The following is a 23,887-nucleotide window of genomic DNA, read 5'->3' on the forward strand; positions in this document are numbered from 1 at the left end:
CGGCGCTGCGCCGCTCCCAGGCTTGAGGGCGTTCAGCTCAATGGGTCTGCGGCACGATGATACTCGCCGGTGCCTCGGCCGCCCGACGGCGCGCCACGCAGTAGTACAGCACGCTGGGTACCACCAAACCGATCAGCCACGACACGTCCACGCCGCCCAGGTGCGCTACCATGGGCCCGGTGTACAGCTTGGTGTCGATGAACGGCATCTGCACCAGCACGCCGAAGGTGTATACGCCGATGCCTGGCCAGTTCCAGCGCCCGTAGCGGCCATCCGGGTCGGCCAGTGCCGGGATGTCATAGCGTTCCTTGGTGATGAAGTAGTAGTCCACCAGGTTCACCGCGCTCCAGGGCACGAAGAAGGTCAGCAGGAACAGGATGAACGACTTGAACGCGCTGAGGAACGAGTGCTGCCCGAGCAGCGCGACCAGGGTCGCCGCGCCGACGATGCCGAGCACGAACACCAGGCGCTGCACGCGGCTGATCTGCAGGTGGCCACGAAAGCCGCTGATGATCGTGGCGATGCACATGAAGCTGCCGTAGCTGTTGAGGGTCGAGATGGTCACCTTGCCGAATGCGATGCAGAAGTACAGCAGCGCCGCCGTGGTACCGGCACCGCCCAGGCCGACGATATAGGCCACCTCGCGGCCGGAGAACTGGCCACCGGCGATGGCGGCGGCGAACACGCCGAGGATCATCGAGGCCTGGGCGCCGAGCACCGAGCCCAGGCCGGCGGCGAGGAAGGTCTTGAGTGGCGAGGTGTGGCTGGGCAGGTAGCGCGAGTAGTCGGCCACGTAAGGGCCGAAGGCGATCTGCCAGGAGGCGGCCAGCGACACCGCGAGCAGGAAGCTGGCCCAGCTGAAGTGGCGGTTGTCGAGCAACTGGCCGATATCGGCCAGCATCAGGATGCGGCTGAACAGGTAGACGAAGGCGATGATGCCCAGCACGCTGGCCACCCGGCCGATCCAGTGGATCACCCGGTAGCCGGCCAGGGTCGCCAGCACGATCACCCCGGCGAAGATGAGGATGCCGGCGCTGTCGCTGATGCTCAGCAACTGGCCGATGGCCTGGCCGGACAGTACCGTGCCGGTAGCAGTGAAGCCCAGGTACATCAGGCACACCAGGGCCATGGGGATGGCCGCGCCGTAAACGCCGAACTGCACACGGCTGGAAATCATCTGCGGCAGCCCCAGGCGCGGACCCTGGGCGGCATGCAGGGCCATCACCGCGCCGCCGACCAGTTGCCCGAGCAAAAGGCCGATCAACGACCAGAACACGTCGCCGCCCAGCACCACGGCCAGGGCGCCGGTGACGATCGCGGTAATCTGCAGGTTGGCTCCCAGCCACAGGGTGAATTGGCTGTAGACGCGTCCATGGCGCTCAGACTCGGGGATGTAGTCGATCGAGCGGCGCTCGATCACGGGTTTGCTGGACATCGGGAGGCTCCGCTTCGTTGTTTTTGTGAAAGGCGGCGGCTATCGGCGGGACGCAGGGTGGATGGCCGAAGCCCGATATGATCATGTATATACAAGTCTGGTCAAGTGAAGCTTGCACAGGGTGATCGCGTGCTTTCTCCGGCCATCACAGCCGACTGTTACACAAGGCTGCTACGCAACTGTGCTGGTCCGCGGCGGCGTGATGCCCGTATGCTGTAACCAAATATGTCTATAACAAGCCTGAAGAAGGAATGCCTGCAATGCCACTCAAGGACCTGCTGATCGCCCTGGTGGTGATCATCGCCTGGGGCGTCAACTTCGTGATCATCAAGGTGGGGCTCGACGGCCTGCCGCCGATGCTGCTCGGAGCCCTGCGTTTCCTGCTGGTGGCCTTCCCGGCGGTGTTCCTGATCAAGCGCCCGAACCTGCCGTGGCGCTGGCTGATCGCCTATGGCGCGACCATTTCCCTGGGCCAGTTCGCCTTCCTCTTCCAGGCCATGGCCAGTGGCATGCCGCCTGGGCTGGCCTCGCTGGTGCTGCAGTCCCAGGCGTTCTTCACCCTGGGCTTCGCGGCCATGTTTCTCGGCGAGCGGCTGCGCCTGGCCAGTGTGCTCGGCCTGCTGGTGGCCGCCAGCGGCCTGGCGGTGATCGGTAGCGAGGACAGCGGCCACGTGCCGCTGGTGGCGCTGCTGCTGACCCTGTGCGGCGGCGCCATGTGGGGGATGGGCAACATCATCACCCGGCGTTTCGGCCAGGTGGACCTGGTCGCCCTGGTGATCTGGGGCGGGCTGATTCCGCCGCTGCCGTTCCTGGCACTGTCGTGGTGGCTGGAAGGCCCCGAGCGCATTGGCCATGCCCTGGCCAACATCGGCTGGAGTTCGGTGCTGGCCCTGGCGTACCTGGCGTTCGTCGCCACCATGGTCGGCTACAGCCTGTGGAGCAAACTGTTGTCGCGCCACCCGGCGGGCAAGGTGGCGCCGTTCTCGCTGCTGGTGCCGGTGGTGGGCCTGAGCTCCGCGGCACTGCTGCTGGGCGAGCGCCTGAGCGAGGCGCAAGGCTGGGGGGCGCTGCTGGTGATGCTGGGCCTGTTGATCAACGTGTTCGGGCCACGACTGGGGATGCGCCTGCGCACCGCCAGCGCCGGGCGCACCTGAGCGGCGCTCATACCAGCAAGGCCGACCAGGCCGACACCAGCAGCAACCCCGCCAGACCCTGGTTGAACAGGCGCAAGGCCCGCGACGAGCGCAACCAGCGTGCGCTGCCGATGCCCATCAATGCCCAGGCGGTCATGCTGGGTAGGGCGACCAGCAGGAACACCAGGGCCAGCCAGCCCATCGGCAGTGCCGGGGTGGCGAACAGGCCGACCATCGCCACCGCCGTCACCCATACCTTGGGGTTGACCACCTGCAGGGTCGCCGCGCTCAGTGGGCCAAGGCCACTGTCGTTGCCCGCCAGCAAGGGGGCGCTGGCGCTGCGCAGCATCTTCCAGGCCAGCCAGCTGAGCCACAGGGCGCCGGCCCAGCTCATGGCCAACTGCGCCAGGGGGTAGCGCAGCAGCAACGCGCCGAGCCCCATTCCCACCAGCCACACCACCGCCGCCGCCGCGCAGCAGGCCGCCACGATCGGTGCCAGGCTGGCGCGCAAACCGCGCCGGGCACCGTGGGCGAGGATCAACAGGTTGGTCGGCCCGGGGCTGATGCTGGCGGCCAGGGCAAACAGGATGAAGGGCAACAGCGAGTGCGACATGGTCATGGCTCCGTGTGATCGAGGCACCATGGTCGCGGCCAGCGCGGCTTCAGTCTGGAAGGTTTGAGCAGCGCTTGCGGTAGTCCGCCGGGGTCAGCCGGTAGGCGCGGCGGAACCAGCGGCCCAGGTGGCTCTGGTCGGCAAAGCCCAGGGCGGTGGCGACGCTGGCCGGCGTTTCGCCCAGGGCCAGCAGCCGCCGCGCGCGGGCCAGGCGCAGCTGGATCAGGTAGGCATGCGGCGCCAGGCCGAAGGCTGCCTTGAACGCCCGGGTCAGGCGGAAACGGTCGACGCCGCAGACCTGTGCCAGCTCGGCCAGGCCGATGTCCTGATCCAGGTGCGCATGCAGATAGTCGCGGGCGACCTGGGCGCACAGCGGCAGGCGTGGATCTGGGTCCAGGCGTTTGCGCCAGTGCAGGTGGCCTGTGAGGCAGCTCAGCAGATCGTCCAGGGCGGTCTGGCGGACGATGCGCAGGTCGCTGTAGTGCACCGTCTCGAAGGCCCGGGCGGTGGCGCCGGCCAGGCGCGGATCCTGGTGCAGCAGGGTGCCGAAGCTGGGCAGGGCGCCTGAGGGGGCCTGCTCGAACAGGGCGTGCAGTTCGGTTTCCAGCCAGTTGGCGTCCAGGTACAGGGTCGAATAGGTGAAGCCTTCCACGGTTGGCGCATGGCCGTCGTGCAGGTCGCCAGGCTCGAGCACGAACACCTGGCCGGGCGTGCTGCAATGGCGTTCGCGGCGGCAGTTGAACTGCTGCACGCCCTGTTCGGTCACCCCGACCAGGAAGCTGTCGTGCCAGTGCGGGTCGTAGGCGTGGCCGGTGAAATGGGCGCGGACCGACTCGATGCCGGTGTCGGCGTCCTGTCTGAGGTCGATCCAGTTGCTCATGGAGGCGGGCCGTGTGGGTGGTCGATGGATGACCTTAGCGCACAAACGGCCCAGGTGTTTAGAACGATTGTGCAGCCTTCAGCGCTGGGCCAGTGCCAGGTTGAGGCCAAGCCCGGCGAATGAGGCGGCGAAGCCGCGGCGCAACCAGGCCTGCACCTTCGGCGAGTCGATCACGGCGCGGCGGAACAGGTGGGCGAGCAGGCCATAGAGGACGAAGACGACGAAGGTCATGGCCATGAAAACCGCGCTGAGGCTGAGCATCTGCACGGTCGCGGAGCCGGCCTGGGGGACGATGAACTGCGGCAGGAAGGCGAGGAAGAACAGCGTCAGCTTGGGGTTGAGGATATTCAGCAGGCAGGCTTTGATCACCAGTTGGCTGGCGGCGGCGGGGGTGGCGTGCGCGTCCACGGCGAAGGCCGCACGGTCGCGCCAGGTGGCGTAGGCCAGGTACAGCAGGTAGGCGACGCCGGCGAACTTGAGGCCCTGGAAGGCCAGGGCGCTGGTGTGCAGGAGCGCCGAGAGCCCCAGCACCGAGGCCAGCAAGTGCGGGACGATGCCCAGGGTGCAGCCGGTGGCGGTCCACAGGCAGGCGCGTCGCCCGGCCACCAGGGCGCTCGATACAGTGAGGATGACCCCGCTGCCGGGGATCAGCACGATGATCAGCGCGGTGACGAGAAATTCCAGGCTTGGCATGAATGACAGCTCCTTGCGGTCGGGGGTGGATGCACTATACGCCCGGCGACAACGGCTGCAACATGTCGTCCGGGCGCAGCGCGGCGAAACGCTCGCGCAGCCACAGGTGCAACTGGGCCACGGCGGGGGTGAGCTGCTTGCGGTGCGGGCACACCAGGGTCACCGGGGTCAGCTCGCCGGGGTATTCGGGCAGCAGCAGCTCCAGCTCGCCGGCGGCGACATCGGCGCTGACATCCAGCCACGACTTGTAGACGATGCCTTCGCCTTCCAGCGCCCAGCGCCGCACCACGTCGGCATCGTCACTGAACAGCGGCCCGCGCACCTGCACGGTGCGGTTGCCCAGGCGCCATTTGTCGTACACCCGGCTTTGCTGCAGGTATAGCAGGCAGTCGTGTTGCTGCAGGTCCTCGGGGGTCAGCGGGCGGCCATGGCGCGCCAGGTAGTCCGGGGAGGCCGCCAGGACCCGGCGGTTCCACGGCGCCAGGGGCAGGGCAATGTAGTTGGCGTCCTCGTTCTGGCCGTAGCGGATGGCGACGTCCACCGGATCGCGATACAGGTCGGCCAACTGGTCGGAGAGGAAGAAGCGCAGGCCCAACCCCGGATGCTCGCGGCGAAATGCACTGAGCCAGGGCCGCAGCAGGTTGCGGCCCATGTCCGAGGGCGCCGCCACCTGCAACACGCCGCGCAGGCAGCTGTGGCTGCCATGCAGGTCCTCGCGGCCCTGGCGCAGGGCATCGATCACGCGCTGGGCGGTGGGCAGGTACAGCTCGCCTTCGGCGGTCAGGCGCAGGCTGCGGGTGGTGCGGGCGAACAGGCGCACATCGAGCTCGCGCTCCAGGCGCTTGATCGCCGCGGCCACCTGGCCGGGCAGCAGGTCGGCCTCGTGGGCCGCTGCGGTGAAGCTGCCCAGGGCGTTGGCACGGGCGAACAGTTCGAGGTCGTTGATGCGCAGCATTTTCACTCCAGGGATGAAAGTGTTGCTGCATTGTGCTGGTTTTTCTTTGCGGTCGGGAAGATAAGATGCCATTCATTCACGAACCCTTGAGGAATTGCCCTAGATGGACACCGTTGCCCTCGCCAAACGCCGTTACACCACCAAGGCCTACGACGCCAGCCGCAAAATCCCCCAGGCCACCATCGACGCGTTGCTCGAGCAGTTGCGCCACAGCCCGTCCTCGGTCAATTCGCAGCCCTGGCACTTCGTCGTGGCCGACAGCGCCGAAGGCAAGGCGCGCCTGGCCAAGGCCACCGATGCTCGATTCGCCTACAACAGCCCGAAGCTGCGCGATGCCTCCCATGTGATCGTGTTCGCCGCCCGCACCAACATGACCGAAGCTCACCTGCAGGCAGTGCTGGCGCAGGAAGCCGCCGATGGCCGCTTCCGTAACGAGCAGGCCCGCGAAGTCCAGGACCAGACCCGCCGCGGTTATGTCGACCTGCACCGCCATGACTTCAAGGACCTGCAGCACTGGATGGAGAAGCAGGTCTACCTGGCCCTGGGCACCGCGCTGCTGGGCGCCGCCGCCCACGGCCTGGATGCCACGCCGATCGAAGGCTTCGACGCCAAGGCCCTGGACGCCGAACTGGGCCTGCGCGAGCAGGGCTACACCAGCGTGGTGCTGCTGAGCCTGGGCTATCGCAGCGAGGAGGATTTCAATGCCGGTCTGAGCAAGTCGCGGTTGGCGGCGGGGCAGGTATTTACCTTCCTGTGAGTATCGGTAGTGGCGCTTGACCTGGGTCAGCCCTGAATCAGCGGCCCCAGGCGTTCGGCCAGGGCCTGGACCATCGCGCTCACCTTGGGCAGGTGTCCGCGGTTGCGGCGCCAGGCCAGGTTGATCGGCAATCCTTCCATCGCGTACGCCGGCAGTATCTGTTGCAGCGTCCCGTCATCGAGCTGGCGCTGCACCAGCCAGGTCGGCAACTGGGCGATGCCGTGCCCGGCGCTGACAGCTAGCGCCTGGCCTTCGGCATCGCCGATGGCCAGGCGCCCGGGCATGCCGCGCAGCTGCGTCAGGCCCGGGCGGGCGCCGGCAAAGTGCAGGGCCGGTGTGCTGCCGTCTGCGCAGGCATAGAGCACGCAGCCCTGGGCCTGCAGTTGCTGCAGGTCTTGGGGCGTGCCGTGGCGAGCCAGATAAGCGGGGGCGGCGCAGAACACCAGGCGCTGGCTGCCCAGGTAACGGTGCTCGATGCCTGGCTGCCAGGTTTGTGGTCCGCCGATGCGCACGACAATGTCGATGGCGTCCTCGACCAGGTCGACGAAGCGATCGGAGAGGGTGATGTGCGGTTGCAGCCGTGGATGCCGCGCAGCGAAGTCGAGTACGGCAGGGAGGCCGTGCAGACGGCCGAAGGTAGCTGGCAGGTCGATGCGCAGCTTGCCGCAGGGCGTATGGTGTTCATCGTTGAGGGCCAGCTCGGCTTCCTCGATGTCCGCCAGCACGCGGGTGCACGCGCGGTAGTAGTCGGCGCCGCTGTCGGTCAGGGCCAGGCGCCGGGTGGTGCGTTCGAACAGGCGCACCTGCAGGCGTTTCTCCAGGCGCGCGACGCCCTTGCTCACGGCGGAACTGGTGAGGTTCATGCGTTCGGCGGCGGCGATGAAGCTGCCAGCGTTGGCCACGCTGACGAAGAAGTCGATGTCCTTGAGGCGTTCCGAGGCAGACATGGCGAGGTCTTTTATTAATGAATCTGATTCACTTGATAAAGGAATAACTACCAGCAATAGGAACTAAATTCCAGATTAAGCTGGCCTTCCATTCAACCAGGATTGCAGCGGATGTCCACTTCCAGCCTGACCCACGCCACCCTCACGCGCCCAGCGCCGCGTACGGGGTTATCCATCGGCCTCTTCGCCATCGGCGGCTTCGCGGTGCTGACCACCGAATTTCTGATTCTCGGGCTGCTGCCGGCGCTGGCCCGCGACCTTGGCCTTTCGGTTGCGGGTGCGGGCCAGTTGGTCACGCTGTTCGCCGTGACCGTGATGTTGTTCGGGCCGCCGCTCACCGCCTGGCTGTCGGCAGTGCCGCGCAAGGGACTGTTCATCGCCATCCTGCTGGTGTTCGCCGCGTCCAACGCGCTGTCGGCGCTGGCGCCGAACATCTGGGTGCTGGCATTGGCACGCTTTATCGCCGCGCTGGCCTTGCCGGTGTATTGGGGCACCGCCAGCGAAAGCGCCGGGCAATTGGCCGGGGCGGGGCGCGAGGGCTGGGCGGTGTCACGGGTGTACCTGGGCATCACCGCCGCATTTGTCTTCGGCATTCCACTGGGCACGCTGGCCGCCGGGCTGGTCGGCTGGCGTGGCAGTTTCGCGTTACTCGCCGGGCTGTGCCTGCTGGTGGCGCTGTTGATGTGGGCGTGGCTGCCGACTGTGCCGGCGGCACCCGCCCGTGCGCCGGGGGAGCGGCAGACGGTGATCCTCAAGGACCGCCGCTTCATCGCCCATGTGCTGCTCTCGGCGCTGGTGTTCACCGCCATGTTCACTGCCTACACCTACCTGGCCGAGACGCTTGAACAGCTGGCCGCCGTGCCGGCCGGCGAAGTGGGCTGGTGGCTGATGGGCTTCGGCGTGGTCGGCATGCTCGGCAACGGCCTGGCCGGGCGCATCGTTGATCGGAGCCCGCTGCGGGCGACCTTGCTGCTGTTGGCGATGCTGGCGCTGGGCATGGGCGCGGTCACCCCGTTGCTCGGCACTGCATGGCTGCTGGGGGGCGCGCTGGTGCTGTGGGGCATCGCCTACACCGCGCTGTTCCCGGTCTGTCAGGTGCGGGTGATGCAGGCCGGCGCCAAGGCCCAGGCCCTGGCCGGGACCTTGAACGTGTCGGCGGCCAATGCCGGTATCGCCGCCGGTGCGGCGTTGGGCGGCGCGTCGATCCAGGTCCTGGGCCTGGGCGCCCTGGGCTACGTGGCATGCGGGTTCGCCGTGCTGGCGATGATCGCCACCCTGGCCATGCTGGCGAGCGAGTGAGGCCTACACCGCCCGGGTGTTGAGCAGGCGCACGCCCAGGCCGATGAACAGCGCGCCGCTGGCGCGCTTGAACCAGGCCGCCAGGGGCGAAGCCTTCAGGCGCAGGCCGAAGCGCCAGGCGGTGAAGCAGTAGAAGGAGTGCACCAGGCAGACGATCAGCGAGCCGCTCAGGTACATGGCCGCGAACTGGCCGAAGATCGGCCGCCCAGGCTCGAGGAACTGCGGCAGGAAGGCGCAGAAGAACACCAGGGTCTTGGGGTTGCTCGCCGAGACCAGGAAGGCTTCCACGGCGATCCGCCATTGCGTCTGGGGCGGCGTCGCTACCACCTGCGCCGTCGGCGCGGTGGGGGCGCCTTTGCCCAGCAACTGGCGCAGGCCGAGGTAGATCAGGTAAGCGGCGCCGGCCAGCTTCAGCGCCAGGAACGCCGTGGGCAAAGAGATCAGCAGGGCGCCCACGCCCATGGCCACGGCGGTGATCGTCAGCAGTTGCGCGGTGAGGTTGCCGAACAGGGTCATGCCCATGCCGGACGGGCCGTAGCGCAAGGCGTTGCGCACAGTGAGCAGGACATTCGGGCCGGGGAGCAGCGAGGTGAGCAGGTAGGCGAAGGAGAAGGTCAACCAGAGGTGCAGGGCCATGGAGCGCGTCCTTTGCGCTGGGAAAAACACACAATGCCAGTAATCGGCGCGGACCGCCATTGGGCATCGCTGAGGGAGCGGCTTGCCCGCTCCCAGAGAAGTTGCCCAGGCCGGTTCAGCGTGCCAGGCGCCCGCTGACGAAGTGGGCGACATCGTTGAAGCCCGGGGTCGAGGCATGGCCGGGCGTCACCAGCGAATCGATGAAGGCCTCGTCCTCCGCCGTGACCTTGACCTCCAACGCACCGGCATAGGTGTCCCACTGCGCCTCGGTGCGCGGCCCGACGATGGCCGAGCTGACCAGGCGGTTGTTCAGCACCCAGGCGATGGCGAACTCGACGATGCCCACGCCCTTGGCCTCGGTATAGGCATGGATCTTCTGGGCGATGGCCAGCGATTCCTGGCGCCATTCCACTTCCATGATGCGCTTGTCCTGGCGACCGGCACGGCTGCCTTCGTCGGGGGCGGAGCCTGGCGCGTACTTGCCGCTGAGCACGCCACGGGCCAGCGGGCTGAACGGCACCACGCCCAGGCCATGGTAGGCGGCGGCGGTGAGTTGCTCGGGCTCGGCCTGGCGGTTGACGATGTTGTACAGCGGCTGGCTGACCACCGGCTTGGCCACGCCGAGCCTTTGCGCCACGTTGCAGATCTCGGCGATGCGCCAGCCACGGAAGTTTGACACGCCCCAGTAGCGGATCTTGCCTTGCGCCAGCAGGTCGCCGATGGCGCGCACCGTCTCTTCCAGCGGTACCGAATGGTCCTCGCGGTGCAGGTAGTAGATGTCCAGATAGTCGGTGCCCATGCGCGTGAGGGTGGCCTCGATGGCATTGAACAGGTGTTTGCGCGACAGGCCGCTGCGGTTCGGCAGGCCATCGACCGGACCGTAGCCGGCCTTGGAGGCGACGATCCACTCGTGGCGGTTGCGCGCCACCGCTTCGCCGACGATCTCCTCGGAGCGGCCGCCATTGTAGACATCGGCGGTGTCGACGAAGTTGATGCCCTGGTCCCAGGCCTTGTCGATGATGCGCAGCGAGTCTTCGGTGCTGGTCTGTTCACCGAACATCATGCTGCCGAGCGTCAGGGCCGAGACTTGCAGGCCGGAGTAGCCAAGGGGGCGGTAGATCATTGCAGATAATCCTTTTCTGGCATCCTGAGAGGGGTTCCCCTCTTTTACACAGTTCCGCCCTGCTTTGAAAGCGCGGGCCAGGCGCCGTTTCCAGGCGTTGGCGAATGGCTCATCCCTCTGGCCAGGCATCGATCAGCTCACGCGCCTCGCGGCTCGACAGCGGCCGCTTCATGCGCTGCGACAGCACGGCCATGGCCCGTGAACAGCCCTTGGCGATCACCGCCTCGACCTGGTCGTCCAGGCACTGCAGGGCGATGAAGTCGCCCTGTTCCGGCGAGCCGACGTACTCGATGCGGTTCCAGCCGCTGGCATGCCCGAGCACTTCGTAGGTGCGCCCGTGCTGGTAGGTCCAGAAGAACGGCACGTCGTCGTAGCGGCGCCGCTCGCCGAGCATGTTGGCGGCGGCGATCACGCCGTGTTGCTGGGCCAGGCGCCAATGCTCGATGCGCACCGGGCGGCCTGCCAGGGGGAAGGTGGCGACATCGCCGGCCGCCCACAGGCCGTCGGCGGCCTGCAGGTGCGCGTCCACCGTGAGCGAATGGTCTTCGGCCAGGGCCAGGCCTTGGACGAAACGGGTGGCCGGGGTGACGCCGGTGCCCAGCAGCACCAGCGCGGTTTCCAGGCGCTCGCCATTGGCCAGCAGCACGGCCTCGACGCGCTCGTGGCCGTCGAAGCCGATCACCTCGGTCGGCCCGTGGAACTGCACACCCTTGCGCTCATGCAGCTCGCGCAGGGTCTGGCCGATGCGCTCGCCCAACTGCCTGGCCAGCGGGATGGCGTGGCGTGTGACCACATGCACCTGCAGGCCGTACTTGAGCAGGGCGCTGGCGGCCTCCAGGCCGATGAAACCGTCGCCGACGATCACCACCGGCTGGCCCGGCTCGGCCAGGTCGAGCAACTGCGCGGCATCGGTGCGCGAGCGCAGTACGCAGATGCCGGGCAGTTGCACGCCGGGGAGCTGGGGGCGGTTGGGCTTGCCGCCGGTGGCCAGCAGGGCGGCGTCGTATTTCAACTGCTGGCCGTCGGCCAGGCTGATCATGCGCTTGCCGGCATCCAGCGCGCGTACCTTGCCGTGAATGCGCTGCAGCTGGCCTTGGCGCAGGTCGACTGGCGCGAGTAGTGAGGACACTTCGTCCACCGGCATTTGCCCGGCGATGACGAACTTGCTCAGGGCCGTGCGATCGTAAGCGTTCGGCTGTTCCTGGTCGATCCACAACAGGCGGCCGGCAAAGCCATGGTCGAGCAAGGTGGCGATGGCGGCGGCCCCGGCGGCGCCGGCGCCCACCACGACAAAGGTGCGCGCGTCGCTGTGGCGCGGCGCTTCAGCCTCGGGCAGTGGCTGCTCGTCCACCCATACCTGGCCGTCCCTGACCTGCACGGCATGCCGGCGCAGACCGGCCAGCGCCGGCGGCTCGCACACCGCGCCGTCGTCCACGGCGAAGGCGGCCTTGTGCCAGGGGCAGATCAGCAGCCCACCACAGACCGCGCCTTGTTCCAGTGGCGCGCCCTCATGCGGGCAGTTGGCCTGGAAGGCACGCACCCGCTCGCCCTGGCGTACCAGGACGATTTCTTCGGTACCAACCTGAACGCGCAGGGGACGGAGTTGTTCAAGCTGGTCGAGGCTAGCCACGGGATGGAAGGTCATGGGGATCTCCTCACGGGTTGTGTTCATTTGACGCCTGCACTGGGTACGGGCTGCGCTCAGCCGACGATTGGACGGTGATTACAACATTTCACAAAAACTTCAAATGAGACTAAATTGACTCAAATCGAATGTGTAAGTACCATTCGCGCCAATTCTAGTTAACGGCTCGGGTGAGTTAATGAGCAATTTGCGTGCAATAGGGATGGTCAGCTGGCTGGCAGTGGCGGTAGCACTGGCCGGCTGCGGAGCTGCTGAAGAACAGCAGGCCGCGACTGAAACGGCATTTCCGGTGGAGACCGTGACGCTGGCCAGCGAACAGCTGGCCCTGGCCTCGACCCTGCCGGGCCGGGTCGAACCGATGCGTGTGGCCGAGGTGCGTGCCCGGGTCGCCGGCATTGTCCTGCACAAACGTTTCGAGGAAGGCGCCGACGTCAAGGCTGGGGATGTGTTGTTCCAGATCGATGCGGCACCGTTCAAGGCTGCCCTGGCGCGTGTCGAGGCCGACCTTGCGCGGGCCCAGGCGGTGCAGCAGGAGGCCCAGGCACGGGTCAAGCGCTATGAGCCGCTGGTCAAGATCGAGGCGGTCAGCCAGCAGGACTTCGACAGCGCCAGCGCCGAGCTGCGCAGCGCCCAGGCGGCCGTGCGCTCGGCCCAGGCCGACGTGCAGACCGCGCGCCTGAACCTGGGCTATGCCACGGTCACCGCGCCGATCTCCGGCCGCATCGGCCGCGCCCTGGCCACCGAAGGCGCCCTGGTCGGGCAGGGGGAGGCCACCTTGATGGCGCGCATCCAGCAGCTCGATCCCATCTACGTCGACTTCACCCAGTCCGCCGCCGAAGCCCTGCGTCTGCGTCAGGCCCTCAAGGACGGCGCGCTCGGCGCTGGCGACGACAAGGCGCTGACCGCCCAGGTGGAAGGCACCGACTACCAGCGCCAGGGCGCGCTGATGTTCACCGACGTGGCGGTCGACCGTGGCACCGGCCAGGTCACCTTGCGCGGTCGCTTCGACAATGCCGACGGCATCCTGCTGCCGGGCATGTACGTGCGCGTGCGCACCCCGCAGGGTACCGACCAGCAGGCCATCCTGGTGCCGCAGCGCGCGGTGCAGCGCGGCAGCGATGGCGAGGCGCGGGTGCTGGTGGTCGGCACCGGCAACCTGGCCGAGGCGCGCAGCGTGCGCACCGGTGGGATGCACGGCTCGCGCTGGCAGATCACCGAGGGCCTGCGCGCCGGTGACCAGGTCATCGTCGGCGGCCCGGCCGGCCTTGCTCCGGGCATGCCGGTGCAGCCGGCCCAGGCGCAACAGGCCGCGGCACACTAAGGCGAGGGTAGCGAGATGTCCAAGTTCTTCATCAATCGGCCGAACTTCGCCTGGGTCGTGGCGCTGTTCATTTCCCTGGCCGGTTTGCTGGTGATCCCGGCGTTGCCGGTGGCCCAGTATCCCAGCGTGGCGCCGCCACAGATTTCCATCAATGCCGTCTACCCGGGCGCGTCCGCCAAGGTGATGGTCGAGTCGGTGACCAGCATCATCGAGGAGTCGCTCAACGGCGCCAAGGGCCTGCTGTACTACGAGTCCACCAACAACTCCAACGGCGTGGCCGAGGTGATGGTGACGTTCCAGCCCGGTACCGACCCGGACATGGCCCAGGTCGATGTGCAGAACCGCCTGAAGAAGGCCGAGGCGCGCATGCCCCAGGCGGTACTGACCCAGGGCCTCAAGGTCGAGCAGGCCAGTTCCGGCTTCCTGCTGATGTACGCCCTGACCAGCGCCACCGGTGGCCGTGACGACGTCACCAGCCTGGCCGACTATGCCGCGCGCAACATCAACAACGAGCTGCTGCGCGTACCCGGCGTGGGCAAGTTGCAGTTCTTCGCCTCCGAGGCGGCGATGCGGGTCTGGGTCGATCCGCAGAAGCTGGTGGGTTACGGCCTGTCCATCGACGACATCGGCAACGCCATTCGTGGCCAGAACGTTCAGGTACCCGCCGGCAGTTTCGGCAGCACGCCCGGAGCCAGCGAGCAGGAACTGACCGCGACCTTGGCCGTGCAGGGCACCCTGGAAACCCCCGAGGCCTTCGCCGGCATCGTCCTGCGCGCCAACCCGGACGGCTCCAGCGTGCGCCTTGGCGATGTCGCGCGCCTGGCCATCGGCAGCGAGAACTACAATCTCTCGGCGCGCCTGGACGGCAAGCCCGCAGTCGTCGCCGCTGTGCAGCTGGCGCCGGGCGCCAACGCCATCGAAACCGCGACCCTGGTCAAGGAGCGCCTGGCCGAGCTGTCGCAGTTCTTCCCTGACGGCGTCGAGTACTCGGTGCCCTACGACACCTCGCGCTTCGTCGACGTGGCCATCGAGAAGGTGATCCACACCCTGATCGAGGCCATGGTGCTGGTGTTCCTGGTGATGTTCCTGTTCCTGCAGAACGTGCGCTACACCCTGATCCCGTCGATCGTGGTGCCGGTGTGCCTGCTGGGAACGCTGATGGTCATGAAGCTGCTGGGTTTCTCGGTGAACATGATGACCATGTTCGGCATGGTGCTGGCCATCGGTATCCTGGTCGACGACGCCATCGTCGTGGTGGAGAACGTCGAGCGCTTGATGGCCGAGGAAGGGCTGTCGCCGGCGGAAGCCACCATCAAGGCGATGGGGCAGGTTTCCGGGGCGATCATTGGTATCACCATGGTGCTGGCGGCGGTGTTCCTGCCGTTGGCGTTCATGTCCGGTTCGGTCGGGGTGATCTACCAGCAGTTCTCCGTGTCGCTGGCGGTGTCGATCCTGTTCTCCGGCTTCCTGGCCCTGACCTTCACCCCGGCGCTGTGCGCCACGCTGCTCAAGCCTGTGGCCCATGGGCACCACGAGAAGGGCGGTTTCTTCGGTGCCTTCAACCGCGGCTTCGCCCGTGTGACCGAGCGCTATTCGCTGATGAACAGTGCACTGGTGGCCCGTGCCGGGCGCTGGATGCTCGCCTATGTCGGCATCCTGGTGGTGCTGGGTTATTCCTACCTGCGCGTCCCGGAGGCCTTCGTGCCCGCCGAGGACCTCGGCTACGGCATCGTCGACGTACAACTACCGCCTGGCGCCAGCCGGGTGCGCACTGACCATACCGCCGAAGCGCTCGAGCAGTTCCTGATGTCTCGCGAGGCAGTGGCCAACTCGATCGTGGTGACCGGTTTCAGTTTCTCGGGCCAGGGAGAGAATGCCGCGCTGGCTTTCCCGACCTACAAGGACTGGTCGCAACGTGGCAAGGGCCAATCGGCGGCAGACGAAATCGTCGCGACCAACGAGCGCTTCGCGGCCAACGGCGACGGTGCCATCACCGCGGTCATGCCGCCGCCGATCGACGGCCTGGGCAACTCCGGCGGTTTCGCCCTGCGCTTGATGGACCGGGGCGGCCTGGGGCGTGAAGCGCTGCTGGCGGCCCGTGACCAGTTGCTGGCTCGAGCCAACGGCAACCCGGTGTTCCTGTACGCGATGATGGAAGGCCTGGCAGAAGCACCACAGTTGCGCGTCCAGATCGACCGCGACAAGGCACGCGCCCTGGGGGTGAACTTCGAGTCGATCAACAGCACGCTGGCCACCGCCTTCGGTTCGGCGGTGATCAACGACTTCACCAATGCCGGGCGCCAGCAGCGTGTGGTGGTGCAGGCCGAGCAGGGCGAGCGCATGACCCCGGAAAGCGTGCTGCGCCTGTACGCACCTAACGCCCGCGGCGAGCAAGTGCCGTTCAGTGCCTTCGCCACCACCCAGTGGGAGGAAGGGCCGGTGCAACTGGTGCGCTACAACGGCTACCCGTCGATCCGTATCGCCGGCGACGCCGCACCCGGCTACAGCACTGGCCAGGCGATGGCAGAGATGGAGCGCCTGGTCGGCGAGTTGCAACCCGGCATTGGCTATGCCTGGACCGGCCTGTCCTACCAGGAGAAGGTCTCCAGTGGCCAGGCCGCCGGCTTGTTCGCCCTGGCCATCCTGGTGGTGTTCCTGCTGCTGGTGGCGCTGTACGAGAGCTGGGCGATCCCGCTGACGGTGATGCTGATCGTGCCGATCGGCGCCTTGGGCGCGGTCTGGGCGGTACTGCTCACCGGCATGCCCAACGATGTGTACTTCAAGGTCGGCCTGATCACCATCATCGGCCTTGCGGCGAAGAACGCCATCCTGATCGTCGAGTTCGCCAAGGAACTGTGGGAGAAGGGTTACAGCTTGAGCGACGCCGCCATTGAAGCCGCGCGCCTGCGTTTCCGCCCGATCGTGATGACCTCCATGGCCTTCATCCTCGGCGTGGTGCCCCTGGCCATCGCCACTGGCGCCGGCGCGGCCAGCCAGCGCGCCATCGGTACCGGGGTGATTGGCGGCATGCTCAGCGCCACCTTGCTGGGGGTGGTGTTCGTGCCGATCTGTTTCGTCTGGGTGCTCAAGCTGCTCAAGCGCAAGCCGGCCCCTGTGCAACACGCTGTCGAGGTAAGGAAGTGATGGTCATGGGTAAATGTGCAGTCCCGTTCGCGCTGGCCGTTACCCTGGTCGGCTGCTCCCTGGCACCGACCTACCAGCGCCCGGAGGCGCCGGTGGCGGCTGCCTGGGGCGATGCCGCCGGCCATCATGGCAAGTCGGTGGAGCAGCTGGACTGGCAGGCGTTCATCGTCGATCCGGCCTTGCGTCAACTGGTCACCACGGCACTGGACAACAACCGCTCCCTGCGTCAGACCCTGCTCGACATCGAGCAGGCCCGAGCGCAATACCGTATCCAGCGGGCCGATCGGGTACCAGGCCTGAACGCCGGTGCCTCCGGTAACCGCCAGCACCTGCCGGCGGACCTGTCGAACAACGGCAGGGAAGGGGTCAGCAGCAGTTACCAGGTGGGGCTGTCGCTGCCAGAGTACGAAGTGGACCTGTTCGGTCGGGTCAAGAGCCTGAGCGATGCGGCGCTGGAGCAGTACCTGGCCACCGAGGAAGTCGGCCGTGCCGCGCGCATCGCGCTGATCGCTGATGTCAGCCAGGCCTACCTGACCCTGGACGGTGCCGAACGGCGCCTGACGCTGACTCGCCAGACCCTGGCCAGCCGCGAGGACTCGTTGGCCCTGGTCGGCCAGCGGCGCGCCGCTGGCACGGCCACGGCGCTGGACCACCAGGAGGCGCTGGGGCTGGTCGAGCAGTCACGGGCCGAGCTCGAAGGTATCGTGCGCGAGCAGCGCCAGGCCTACAACGCCCTGGCGCTGCTGCTGGGCAGCGCCGAGGCGGCCAAGGCGATTCCCGCCGAGCGGATGCAGGCGCCGATGGTCCTGCAGGACATCGCCCCAGGCGCGCCGTCGGCGCTGATCGAGCGCCGCCCGGACATCCTGGCCGCCGAGCACCGGCTGCGGGCGCGCAATGCCGATATCGGCGCGGCGCGGGCGGCGTTCTTCCCGCGGATCAGCCTGACCGGCAGTTTCGGCACTTCCAGCGCGCAGATGTCCGGGTTGTTCGACGGCGGCTCGCGTAGCTGGACGTTCATGCCGCAACTGTCGCTGCCGCTGTTCGACGCCGGGCGCAACAAGGCCGGCCTGAGCCTGGCCGAGGCGCGCAAGGATTCGGCGGTGGCCGCTTACGAAGGCACGATCCAGAGCGCCTTCCGCGAAGTGGCCGACGCCCTGGCCGCCACCGATACCTTGCGCCGCGAGGAAGCCGCGCGGCGCGCCCTGGCCGACACCAGCCGGGCGACCGTGGCGCTGGCCAAGGCGCGCTATGAGGGCGGGGTGGACAACCACCTGCGCTACCTGGACGCGCAGCGCAACGGCTATGTCAACGAAGCGGCGTTCATCCAGGCCAGCACCCAGCGCCAGCTGGCACTGGTCGATCTGTTCCGTGCCTTGGGCGGTGGCTGGCCGGCCCAAGGTTGAAATGCCTCCTTTGGTTGGGAAGTCCAACCGCTTGGCCCCAGGTGTCCCTGCCTTGGGGCCTTTTTTTTGCCCGCGATAGGGCCGAGCAGGCGAGCGTTAATCGCGCAACAGATCCGGACTGTTGAAGTTGCTCAACCGCGCATCGTCCCCGGCACACGCCAACCCCTGCACATTCGCCTGCAGCAAGGCCTTCTGCAAACTCCGCTCACCCGCCTGCCAGGCGTGCTCCAGCAATGGCAACACGCGCCGGGGCAACACACTGAACATCGGCTGCCAATACCCACCCTGGCGCACCATGGCCGCGCTGTCATGCGCCTCGGCCAGGCGCAGCAGGTCCTCGACCAGCGCCCGGTCGATGCGCGGCGCATCGCAGGCCAGCACTACCACCCATTCGTGCCGGGCTGCCCTGAGCCCGCTGATCACGCCGGCCAGCGGACCGGGAAAGTCCGCTTCGGCGTCGGTGACGAGCTGGTCGGCGTAGATTGCGTAGGCCGCCTGGTTGCGGTTGCAGGAGATCACCAGGTCATCGCTCAACGCCCGCACAGCGCGCTGCACATGCGCCACCAACGGCTCGCCGCGCCAGGGCACCAGCCCCTTGTCGCGCCCGCCCATACGCTGGCCACGGCCGCCGGCGAGGATAAGGATGGAGCAGGGGGGAAGAACGTCGGGCATGAAAAAGGGTTCCGGGCAGTCAATGCCGGGAACCCTCCCATTTACCGCAGGGCTTGTCCAGTCAGGCCTGGTGGCTGGCCACCTGCGCCGCCTTGGTCTTGCCGCGCCTGGCCAGGCGCATCACCACGACGAAGAACACCGGCACGAACACCACGGCGAAGGTGGCGCTGAGCATGCCGCCGATCACCCCGGTGCCGATGGCTTGCTGGCTGGCCGAGCTGGCGCCGCTGGCGATGGCCAGTGGCACCACGCCAAGGATGAACGCCAGCGACGTCATCACGATCGGGCGCAGGCGCAGGCGCGCGGCCTGGATCGCCGCGTCCGCCGCATCGACGCCCTGGTCCACCAGGTCCTTGGCGAACTCGATGATCAGGATGGCGTTCTTCGCCGACAGGCCGATCAGGGTGATCAGGCCGACCTTGAAGAACACGTCGTTGGGCAGGCCGCGCAGGGTCACCGCGAGCACCGCGCCGAGCACCCCCAGTGGCACCACCAGCAGCACCGCGGTGGGAATCGACCAGCTTTCGTACAGCGCGGCCAGGCACAGGAACACCACCAGCAGCGACAGCGCCATCAGCAGTGGCGCCTGACTGCCGGACAGGCGTTCCTGCAGCGACAGGCCGGTCCACTCCAGGCCGGCACCTGCCGGCAGTTGCGCCACCAGGCGCTCGATCTCGGCCATGGCCTCGCCCGAGCTGTAGCCGGCCGCCGGCTCGCCGGAGATCGACACCGCCGGGTAGCCGTTGTAGCGGGTCAGCTGTACCGGGCCGGACTGCCAGCGGGCACTGACGAAGGCGCCCAGGGGCACCATCTTGCCGCTGCTGTTGCGCACGTGGATCTTCAGCAGGTCCTCGACCTGGCTGCGCCGGTCGCCTTCGGCCTGCACCACCACCCGCTGCATGCGGCCCTGGTTGGGGAAGTCGTTGACGTAGTTCGACCCCACCGCGGTGTCGAGCACCGCGCCGATATCGGCAAACGACACGCCCAGGGCGTTGGCCTGGCGGCGGTCCACTTCCAGCTCGACCTGAGGGCTCTCCGCCAGAGATGCTTCGCGCACGTTGACCAGCACCTTGCTCTTGCGCGCCGCGTCCAGCAGTTGGTCGCGAGCTTCCATCAGCCCGGTGTGGCCCATGCCGCCGCGGTCCTGCAGGCGGAACTCGAAACCGGTCGACTCGCCCAGGCCGTCCACCGGCGGCGGCAACACCGCATAGGCGATGGCGTCCTTGAGCTGGGTGAAGGCCATGGTGGCGCGCTCGGCGATCGACTGCGCGCTGTCGTCGCCACCGCGTTCGGACCAGTCCTTGAGCGTGGTGAAGGCCAGCGCCGCGTTCTGCCCGCTGCCGGAGAAGCTGAAACCGAGGATCAGCGTGGTGTTGGCCACGCCGGGCTCTTCGGCGTTGTGCGCCTCGATCTGCTGCCCGACCTCGATGGTCCGTGCCTGGCTGGCGCCCGGCGGCAGCTGGATGTCGGTGATGGTGTAGCCCTGGTCCTCGGTAGGCAGGAAGGCGGTGGGCAGCTGGCTGAAGCCGTACACCAGCACGCCGACCAGTGCGGCATACACCAGCAGATAGCGACCGCTGCGGGCCAGGGCGTGGGTCACCCAGCGCTGGTAGCCATTGCTCATGCCTTCGAAGCGGCGGTTGAACCAGCCGAAGAAACCCTTGCGCTCATGATGCTCGCCTTTCTCCAGCGGCTTGAGCAGGGTGGCGCACAGGGCCGGGGTCAGGCTCAGGGCGAGGAACGCCGAGAACAGGATCGACACCGCCATCGACACCGAGAACTGCTGGTAGATCACCCCCACCGAACCTTGCATGAAGGCCATCGGCAGGAATACCGCTACCAGTACCAGGGTGATGCCGACGATGGCGCCGCTGATCTGGCCCATGGCCTTGCGCGTGGCTTCCTTGGGCGGCAGGCCTTCCTCGGCCATGATCCGCTCGACGTTTTCCACCACGACGATGGCGTCGTCCACCAGGATACCGATGGCCAGCACCATGCCGAACAGGGTCAGTACGTTGACCGAGAAACCCAGCACGTTCATCACCGCGAAGGTGCCCATCAGCGCCACCGGCACCACCAGGGTCGGAATCAGCGTGTAACGGAAGTTCTGCAGGAACAGGAACATCACCGCGAACACCAGCACCATGGCCTCGAGCAGGGTGTTGATCACCTGCTTGATCGAGACCTTGACGAAGGGCGAGGTGTCGTAGGGGATGTCGTACTTCACCCCGGCCGGGAAGTAGCGCGCCAGCTCGTCGAGCTTCTGCTTGACCAGGGTCGCGGTTTCCATGGCGTTGGCGCCGGGCGACAACTTGACGCTGAAGGCGCTGGTGGCCTTGCCGTTGAGGCGGGTGCCGTACTGGTATTCCTGGGCCCCGATCTCGACCCGCGCCACGTCACCGACAGTGACCGTGGAACCGTCGGTGTTGGCGCGCAGGACGATGGCGGCGAACTCCTCTGGGGTGCTCAGCTGGCCCTTGACCACCACGTTGGCGGTAATCTCCTGGGTCGGTCGGCTCGGCAGGTCGCCAATGCTGCCGGGGGCGACCTGGGCGTTCTGCGCGGCGATGGCCTCGGCCACGTCATTGGGCGTGAGGTTGAAGCCAACCAGCTTGGCCGGGTCGATCCAGATGCGCATGGCCCGTTCGGAGCCATACAGCTGCGCCTTGCCGACACCCTTGAGGCGACGGATCTCGTTCATCACGTTGCGCGCGAGGATGTCCGACAGGGCGATCTCGTCGAGGCTGCCGTCCTCGGAGGTGAGGGTGGCCAGCAACAGGAAACCGGTGGACACCTTCTCGACCTGCAGGCCTTGCTGGGTGACCGGGCGCGGCAGGCGCGACTCGATTACCTTGAGGCGGTTCTGCACGTCCACCTGGGCCATGTCCGGGTTGGTGCCAGGCTGGAAGCTGGCGGTGATGGTGGCGCTGCCCAGGCTGCTCTGCGATTCGAAATAGAGCAGGTTGTCGGCACCGTTGAGCTCCTGCTCGATGATGCTGACCACGCTCTCGTCCATGGTCGCCGCCGAAGCGCCGGGGTAGACGGCGTAGATTTCCACCTGCGGCGGGGCCACGTCGGGATACTGGGCCACCGGCAACTGTGGGATGGCCAGGGCGCCGACCAAGAGGATGAACAGGGCGACCACCCAGGCGAACACCGGGCGGTCGATGAAGAACTGCGGCATGGATCAGGCCCTCATTGGCCGTTGTGTTGGGCGACTGCGGTGGCGCCTGGTTGTTCGTCGACTTGCACCTGGTCGCCGGCCTTGACGTGTTGCAGGCCCTCGACCACCACGCGGTCACCTGGGGCCAGCCCCTCGCTGACGATCCAGCGGTCGCCCTGGGCGCTGCCCAGGGTCACCTGGCGTTCGCTGATGCGGTCCTGCTGGTCGACCAGCAGCACCTTGGGCACACCGGCGCTGTCGCGCAGGATGGCGCGTTGCGGCACGCTGATGCCTTGAGGCTGCACGGCCTGGTCCAGGCGCACGCGCACATAGCTGCCGGGCAGCAGGTCGAGGTCCGGGTTGGGGAACTCGCTGCGCAGGGTGATCTGGTTGGTGCTCGGGTCGACGCTGATATCGGAGAACAGCAGCTTGCCGGCCAGCGGGTAGGCGCTGCCATCGTCCTGGATCAGCGTGGCCTTGACCTGGTCGCGGCCCACCTGCTGCAGCTCGCCGGCACGCAGCGAGCGGCGCAGGGCGTTGAGTTCGCGGGTCGACTGGGTGACGTCGGCGTGGATCGGGTTCAACTGCTGGATGGTGGCCAGCGGCGTGGTTTCACCCTGGCCGACCAGCGCGCCCTCGGTCACCAGGGCGCGGCCGATGCGCCCGGAGATCGGAGCGGTGACGGTGGCGTAGCCCAGGTTCAGGCGCGCGCGTTCCAGCGCCGCCTTGGCTTCGCCGACCGCGGCGTCGGCCTGGAGGAAGGCGGCGCGGGCGTTGTCGTACTCCTGGCGGCTGACGGCCTTGTCGTCGACCAGTTCGCGGTAGCGTTGCTCCTGCAGGCGCGCCTGGTACAGCGTCGCCTCGGCCTTGGCCAGGGTGGCGCGGGCGCTGTCGAAGTCGGCCTTGAACGGCGCCGGATCGATCAGGAACAGCACATCGCCCTGTTTGACGTCGCTGCCTTCGCGGTACACCCGCTTGAGCACCACCCCGGCCACCCGGGCGCGCACCTCGGCGGTGCGAGGGGCAAGGATGCGGCCGCTGAGTTCGGTGCTGATGGCCAGCGGCTGCACGGCAAGGGTTTCGACCCGGACCTGGGAGGGCGGGGCCTTTTCTTCCTGCTCGGCGGCGTCGTTGCAAGCGGTCAGGGAAAGGGTCATCAGCGCCAGCAGCGCCAGAGGGCGCAGGCGCAAAGCACGGAGCGTGGACATACGGATCTTCCAGGTTTGATCCAGCGTATGCTAAAGCAGCCGTTCGGGTGGCGGCTGTTAAGCTGTGTTGGGCGTGTGTGAAAAAGTGTGAACAATCGGCGGTGGCCCGCCCGGGATTCTATATCCTGCCTTACTTCAATCTTTCGTCAAATCCCCTTATGCCGAACATTCTCCTGGTCGAAGACGACAGCGCGTTGTCCGAACTGATCGCCAGCTACCTGCAACGCAACGATTTCCATGTCCGGGTGATTGCCCGCGGCGACCATGTTCTGGACGAATTCCGCCGGCAGAAGCCGGACCTGGTGATACTCGACCTGATGCTGCCGGGCCTGGACGGCCTGCAGGTATGCCGCCTGCTGCGCCAGGAGACGCAGAGCCTGCCGATCCTCATGTTGACCGCCCGCGACGACAGCCACGACCAGGTGCTGGGGCTGGAGATGGGCGCCGACGACTACGTCACCAAGCCGTGCGAGCCCCGCGTTTTGCTGGCCAGGGTGCGCACGTTGCTGCGCCGCAGCAGCGTCAACGAGCCGCGCCTGGACTGCGACCTGATCCAGATCGGCGGCCTGTGCATCGACCTGGCCGAGCGCATGGTCAACTGGCGCGGCGAAGAAGTGGAACTGTCGAGCGGCGAATACAACCTGCTGGTCGTGCTGGCGCGCAATGCCGGCGAGGTGATGAGCCGTGACCGCATCCTCCAGCAATTGCGCGGTATCGAGTTCAACGGCACCGACCGCTCGGTGGACGTGGCCATCTCCAAGCTGCGCCGACGTTTCGACGACAGCGCCGGCGAGGCGCGCAAGATCAAGACCGTATGGGGCAAGGGCTACCTGTTCAGCCGCGTCGAGTGGGAGTACTGA

General features: G+C 67.3%; 19 protein-coding genes. 7 read left to right on the forward strand and 12 right to left on the reverse strand.

The window, feature by feature from the left end; translation table 11 throughout:
* Window positions 1-37 precede the first annotated feature (37 nt).
* On the reverse strand, window positions 38-1,435 hold the full coding sequence (locus C3F42_RS28250) for a cytosine permease (protein ID WP_038706367.1): 1,398 nt from the start codon (window positions 1,433-1,435) through the stop codon (window positions 38-40).
* Between the two features lie 260 nt (window positions 1,436-1,695).
* Here C3F42_RS28250 and C3F42_RS28255 point away from each other — a divergent pair, with 260 nt between their 5' ends.
* Entirely contained in the window at window positions 1,696-2,589 is an 894-nt protein-coding gene (locus tag C3F42_RS28255; protein ID WP_038706366.1) for an EamA family transporter, read from the forward strand.
* A gap of 7 nt (window positions 2,590-2,596) precedes the next feature.
* Here C3F42_RS28255 and C3F42_RS28260 read toward each other — a convergent pair whose 3' ends face one another.
* From C3F42_RS28260 to C3F42_RS28275, 4 genes are all read right to left on the reverse strand, one after another.
* Window positions 2,597-3,181 (reverse strand): LysE family translocator, encoded by a 585-nt coding sequence (locus C3F42_RS28260; RefSeq protein ID WP_038706365.1) that lies wholly within the window; start codon window positions 3,179-3,181, stop codon window positions 2,597-2,599.
* A 49-nt stretch (window positions 3,182-3,230) separates the two neighbouring features.
* Entirely contained in the window at window positions 3,231-4,061 is an 831-nt protein-coding gene (locus tag C3F42_RS28265; RefSeq protein WP_038706364.1) for an AraC family transcriptional regulator, read from the reverse strand.
* Window positions 4,062-4,139: 78 nt separating this feature from the next.
* Window positions 4,140-4,754: a LysE family translocator gene (locus C3F42_RS28270; RefSeq protein WP_038706363.1), complete on the reverse strand. Its 615-nt coding sequence runs from the start codon at window positions 4,752-4,754 to the stop codon at window positions 4,140-4,142.
* Between the two features lie 34 nt (window positions 4,755-4,788).
* Window positions 4,789-5,709 carry a LysR family transcriptional regulator gene (locus C3F42_RS28275; protein WP_094011418.1) on the reverse strand — a complete coding sequence of 307 codons (921 nt, stop codon included), beginning with the start codon at window positions 5,707-5,709 and terminating at the stop codon, window positions 4,789-4,791.
* A gap of 103 nt (window positions 5,710-5,812) precedes the next feature.
* Here C3F42_RS28275 and C3F42_RS28280 point away from each other — a divergent pair, with 103 nt between their 5' ends.
* Entirely contained in the window at window positions 5,813-6,466 is a 654-nt protein-coding gene (locus C3F42_RS28280; protein ID WP_038706361.1) for an oxygen-insensitive NAD(P)H-dependent nitroreductase NfsB, read from the forward strand.
* Window positions 6,467-6,492: 26 nt separating this feature from the next.
* Here the strand turns inward: C3F42_RS28280 and C3F42_RS28285 are convergent, their stop codons facing one another.
* Window positions 6,493-7,413, reverse strand: a complete 921-nt coding sequence (locus C3F42_RS28285) for a LysR family transcriptional regulator (protein ID WP_094011419.1) — start codon at window positions 7,411-7,413, stop codon at window positions 6,493-6,495.
* Window positions 7,414-7,524: 111 nt separating this feature from the next.
* On the opposite strand from C3F42_RS28285, the gene C3F42_RS28290 reads away from it, so the two are divergent.
* Complete coding sequence (locus tag C3F42_RS28290; protein ID WP_094011420.1) at window positions 7,525-8,712, forward strand: MFS transporter; 1,188 nt, start codon at window positions 7,525-7,527, stop codon at window positions 8,710-8,712.
* Between the two features lie 3 nt (window positions 8,713-8,715).
* On the opposite strand, the gene C3F42_RS28295 is transcribed toward C3F42_RS28290, so the two are convergent.
* The 3 genes from C3F42_RS28295 to C3F42_RS28305 all read right to left on the reverse strand — a co-directional run bounded on the left by C3F42_RS28295 (window position 8,716) and on the right by C3F42_RS28305 (window position 12,116).
* Window positions 8,716-9,348, reverse strand: coding sequence for a LysE family translocator (locus C3F42_RS28295; protein WP_038706358.1), 633 nt, complete (start codon window positions 9,346-9,348; stop codon window positions 8,716-8,718).
* A 115-nt stretch (window positions 9,349-9,463) separates the two neighbouring features.
* Window positions 9,464-10,471 carry an aldo/keto reductase gene (locus tag C3F42_RS28300; protein ID WP_104445184.1) on the reverse strand — a complete coding sequence of 336 codons (1,008 nt, stop codon included), beginning with the start codon at window positions 10,469-10,471 and terminating at the stop codon, window positions 9,464-9,466.
* 109 nt (window positions 10,472-10,580) lie between these two features.
* On the reverse strand, window positions 10,581-12,116 hold the full coding sequence (locus C3F42_RS28305) for an apoptosis inducing factor family protein (RefSeq protein ID WP_104445185.1): 1,536 nt from the start codon (window positions 12,114-12,116) through the stop codon (window positions 10,581-10,583).
* A gap of 178 nt (window positions 12,117-12,294) precedes the next feature.
* Here C3F42_RS28305 and C3F42_RS28310 point away from each other — a divergent pair, with 178 nt between their 5' ends.
* From C3F42_RS28310 to C3F42_RS28320, 3 genes are read left to right on the forward strand one after another with little or no spacing between them, the layout of a single operon-like run.
* Entirely contained in the window at window positions 12,295-13,437 is a 1,143-nt protein-coding gene (locus C3F42_RS28310; protein ID WP_104445186.1) for a MexC family multidrug efflux RND transporter periplasmic adaptor subunit, read from the forward strand.
* A 15-nt stretch (window positions 13,438-13,452) separates the two neighbouring features.
* Complete coding sequence (locus C3F42_RS28315; RefSeq protein ID WP_104445187.1) at window positions 13,453-16,581, forward strand: efflux RND transporter permease subunit; 3,129 nt, start codon at window positions 13,453-13,455, stop codon at window positions 16,579-16,581.
* The gene (locus C3F42_RS28320; protein WP_104445188.1) at window positions 16,581-17,984 is read left to right on the forward strand and encodes an efflux transporter outer membrane subunit; all 1,404 of its coding nucleotides are present in this window, start codon (window positions 16,581-16,583) and stop codon (window positions 17,982-17,984) included. The genes C3F42_RS28315 and C3F42_RS28320 overlap by 1 nt, the downstream gene beginning before the upstream one ends.
* 96 nt (window positions 17,985-18,080) lie before the next feature.
* Here C3F42_RS28320 and mobA read toward each other — a convergent pair whose 3' ends face one another.
* From mobA to C3F42_RS28335, 3 genes are all read right to left on the reverse strand, one after another.
* On the reverse strand, window positions 18,081-18,656 hold the full coding sequence (gene mobA, locus C3F42_RS28325) for a molybdenum cofactor guanylyltransferase MobA (protein WP_104445189.1): 576 nt from the start codon (window positions 18,654-18,656) through the stop codon (window positions 18,081-18,083).
* A gap of 61 nt (window positions 18,657-18,717) precedes the next feature.
* Window positions 18,718-21,840, reverse strand: a complete 3,123-nt coding sequence (locus C3F42_RS28330; RefSeq protein ID WP_038706352.1) for an efflux RND transporter permease subunit — start codon at window positions 21,838-21,840, stop codon at window positions 18,718-18,720.
* Window positions 21,841-21,851: 11 nt separating this feature from the next.
* Window positions 21,852-23,027, reverse strand: a complete 1,176-nt coding sequence (locus C3F42_RS28335; RefSeq protein ID WP_104445190.1) for an efflux RND transporter periplasmic adaptor subunit — start codon at window positions 23,025-23,027, stop codon at window positions 21,852-21,854.
* 158 nt (window positions 23,028-23,185) lie between these two features.
* Between C3F42_RS28335 and C3F42_RS28340 the strand changes: the two genes are divergently transcribed.
* Window positions 23,186-23,887, forward strand: coding sequence for a response regulator transcription factor (locus C3F42_RS28340; RefSeq protein ID WP_104445191.1), 702 nt, complete (start codon window positions 23,186-23,188; stop codon window positions 23,885-23,887).

The organism is Pseudomonas sp. PONIH3 (genome assembly GCF_002934345.1).
Classification (GTDB): Bacteria; Pseudomonadota; Gammaproteobacteria; order Pseudomonadales; family Pseudomonadaceae; genus Aquipseudomonas; species Aquipseudomonas soli.

Excerpts from the sequence above, each read along its gene's own strand:
- C3F42_RS28250 (WP_038706367.1), bottom strand. The coding sequence starts at position 1,435 with ATGTCCAGCAAACCCGTGATCGAGCGCCGCTCGATCGACTACATCCCC.
- C3F42_RS28255 (WP_038706366.1), top strand. The coding sequence starts at position 1,696 with ATGCCACTCAAGGACCTGCTGATCGCCCTGGTGGTGATCATCGCCTGG.
- C3F42_RS28260 (WP_038706365.1), bottom strand. The coding sequence starts at position 3,181 with ATGTCGCACTCGCTGTTGCCCTTCATCCTGTTTGCCCTGGCCGCCAGC.
- C3F42_RS28265 (WP_038706364.1), bottom strand. The coding sequence starts at position 4,061 with ATGAGCAACTGGATCGACCTCAGACAGGACGCCGACACCGGCATCGAG.
- C3F42_RS28270 (WP_038706363.1), bottom strand. The coding sequence starts at position 4,754 with ATGCCAAGCCTGGAATTTCTCGTCACCGCGCTGATCATCGTGCTGATC.
- C3F42_RS28275 (WP_094011418.1), bottom strand. The coding sequence starts at position 5,709 with ATGCTGCGCATCAACGACCTCGAACTGTTCGCCCGTGCCAACGCCCTG.
- C3F42_RS28280 (WP_038706361.1), top strand. The coding sequence starts at position 5,813 with ATGGACACCGTTGCCCTCGCCAAACGCCGTTACACCACCAAGGCCTAC.
- C3F42_RS28285 (WP_094011419.1), bottom strand. The coding sequence starts at position 7,413 with ATGTCTGCCTCGGAACGCCTCAAGGACATCGACTTCTTCGTCAGCGTG.
- C3F42_RS28290 (WP_094011420.1), top strand. The coding sequence starts at position 7,525 with ATGTCCACTTCCAGCCTGACCCACGCCACCCTCACGCGCCCAGCGCCG.
- C3F42_RS28295 (WP_038706358.1), bottom strand. The coding sequence starts at position 9,348 with ATGGCCCTGCACCTCTGGTTGACCTTCTCCTTCGCCTACCTGCTCACC.
- C3F42_RS28300 (WP_104445184.1), bottom strand. The coding sequence starts at position 10,471 with ATGATCTACCGCCCCCTTGGCTACTCCGGCCTGCAAGTCTCGGCCCTG.
- C3F42_RS28305 (WP_104445185.1), bottom strand. The coding sequence starts at position 12,116 with ATGACCTTCCATCCCGTGGCTAGCCTCGACCAGCTTGAACAACTCCGT.
- C3F42_RS28310 (WP_104445186.1), top strand. The coding sequence starts at position 12,295 with ATGAGCAATTTGCGTGCAATAGGGATGGTCAGCTGGCTGGCAGTGGCG.
- C3F42_RS28315 (WP_104445187.1), top strand. The coding sequence starts at position 13,453 with ATGTCCAAGTTCTTCATCAATCGGCCGAACTTCGCCTGGGTCGTGGCG.
- C3F42_RS28320 (WP_104445188.1), top strand. The coding sequence starts at position 16,581 with ATGGTCATGGGTAAATGTGCAGTCCCGTTCGCGCTGGCCGTTACCCTG.
- mobA (WP_104445189.1), bottom strand. The coding sequence starts at position 18,656 with ATGCCCGACGTTCTTCCCCCCTGCTCCATCCTTATCCTCGCCGGCGGC.
- C3F42_RS28330 (WP_038706352.1), bottom strand. The coding sequence starts at position 21,840 with ATGCCGCAGTTCTTCATCGACCGCCCGGTGTTCGCCTGGGTGGTCGCC.
- C3F42_RS28335 (WP_104445190.1), bottom strand. The coding sequence starts at position 23,027 with ATGTCCACGCTCCGTGCTTTGCGCCTGCGCCCTCTGGCGCTGCTGGCG.
- C3F42_RS28340 (WP_104445191.1), top strand. The coding sequence starts at position 23,186 with ATGCCGAACATTCTCCTGGTCGAAGACGACAGCGCGTTGTCCGAACTG.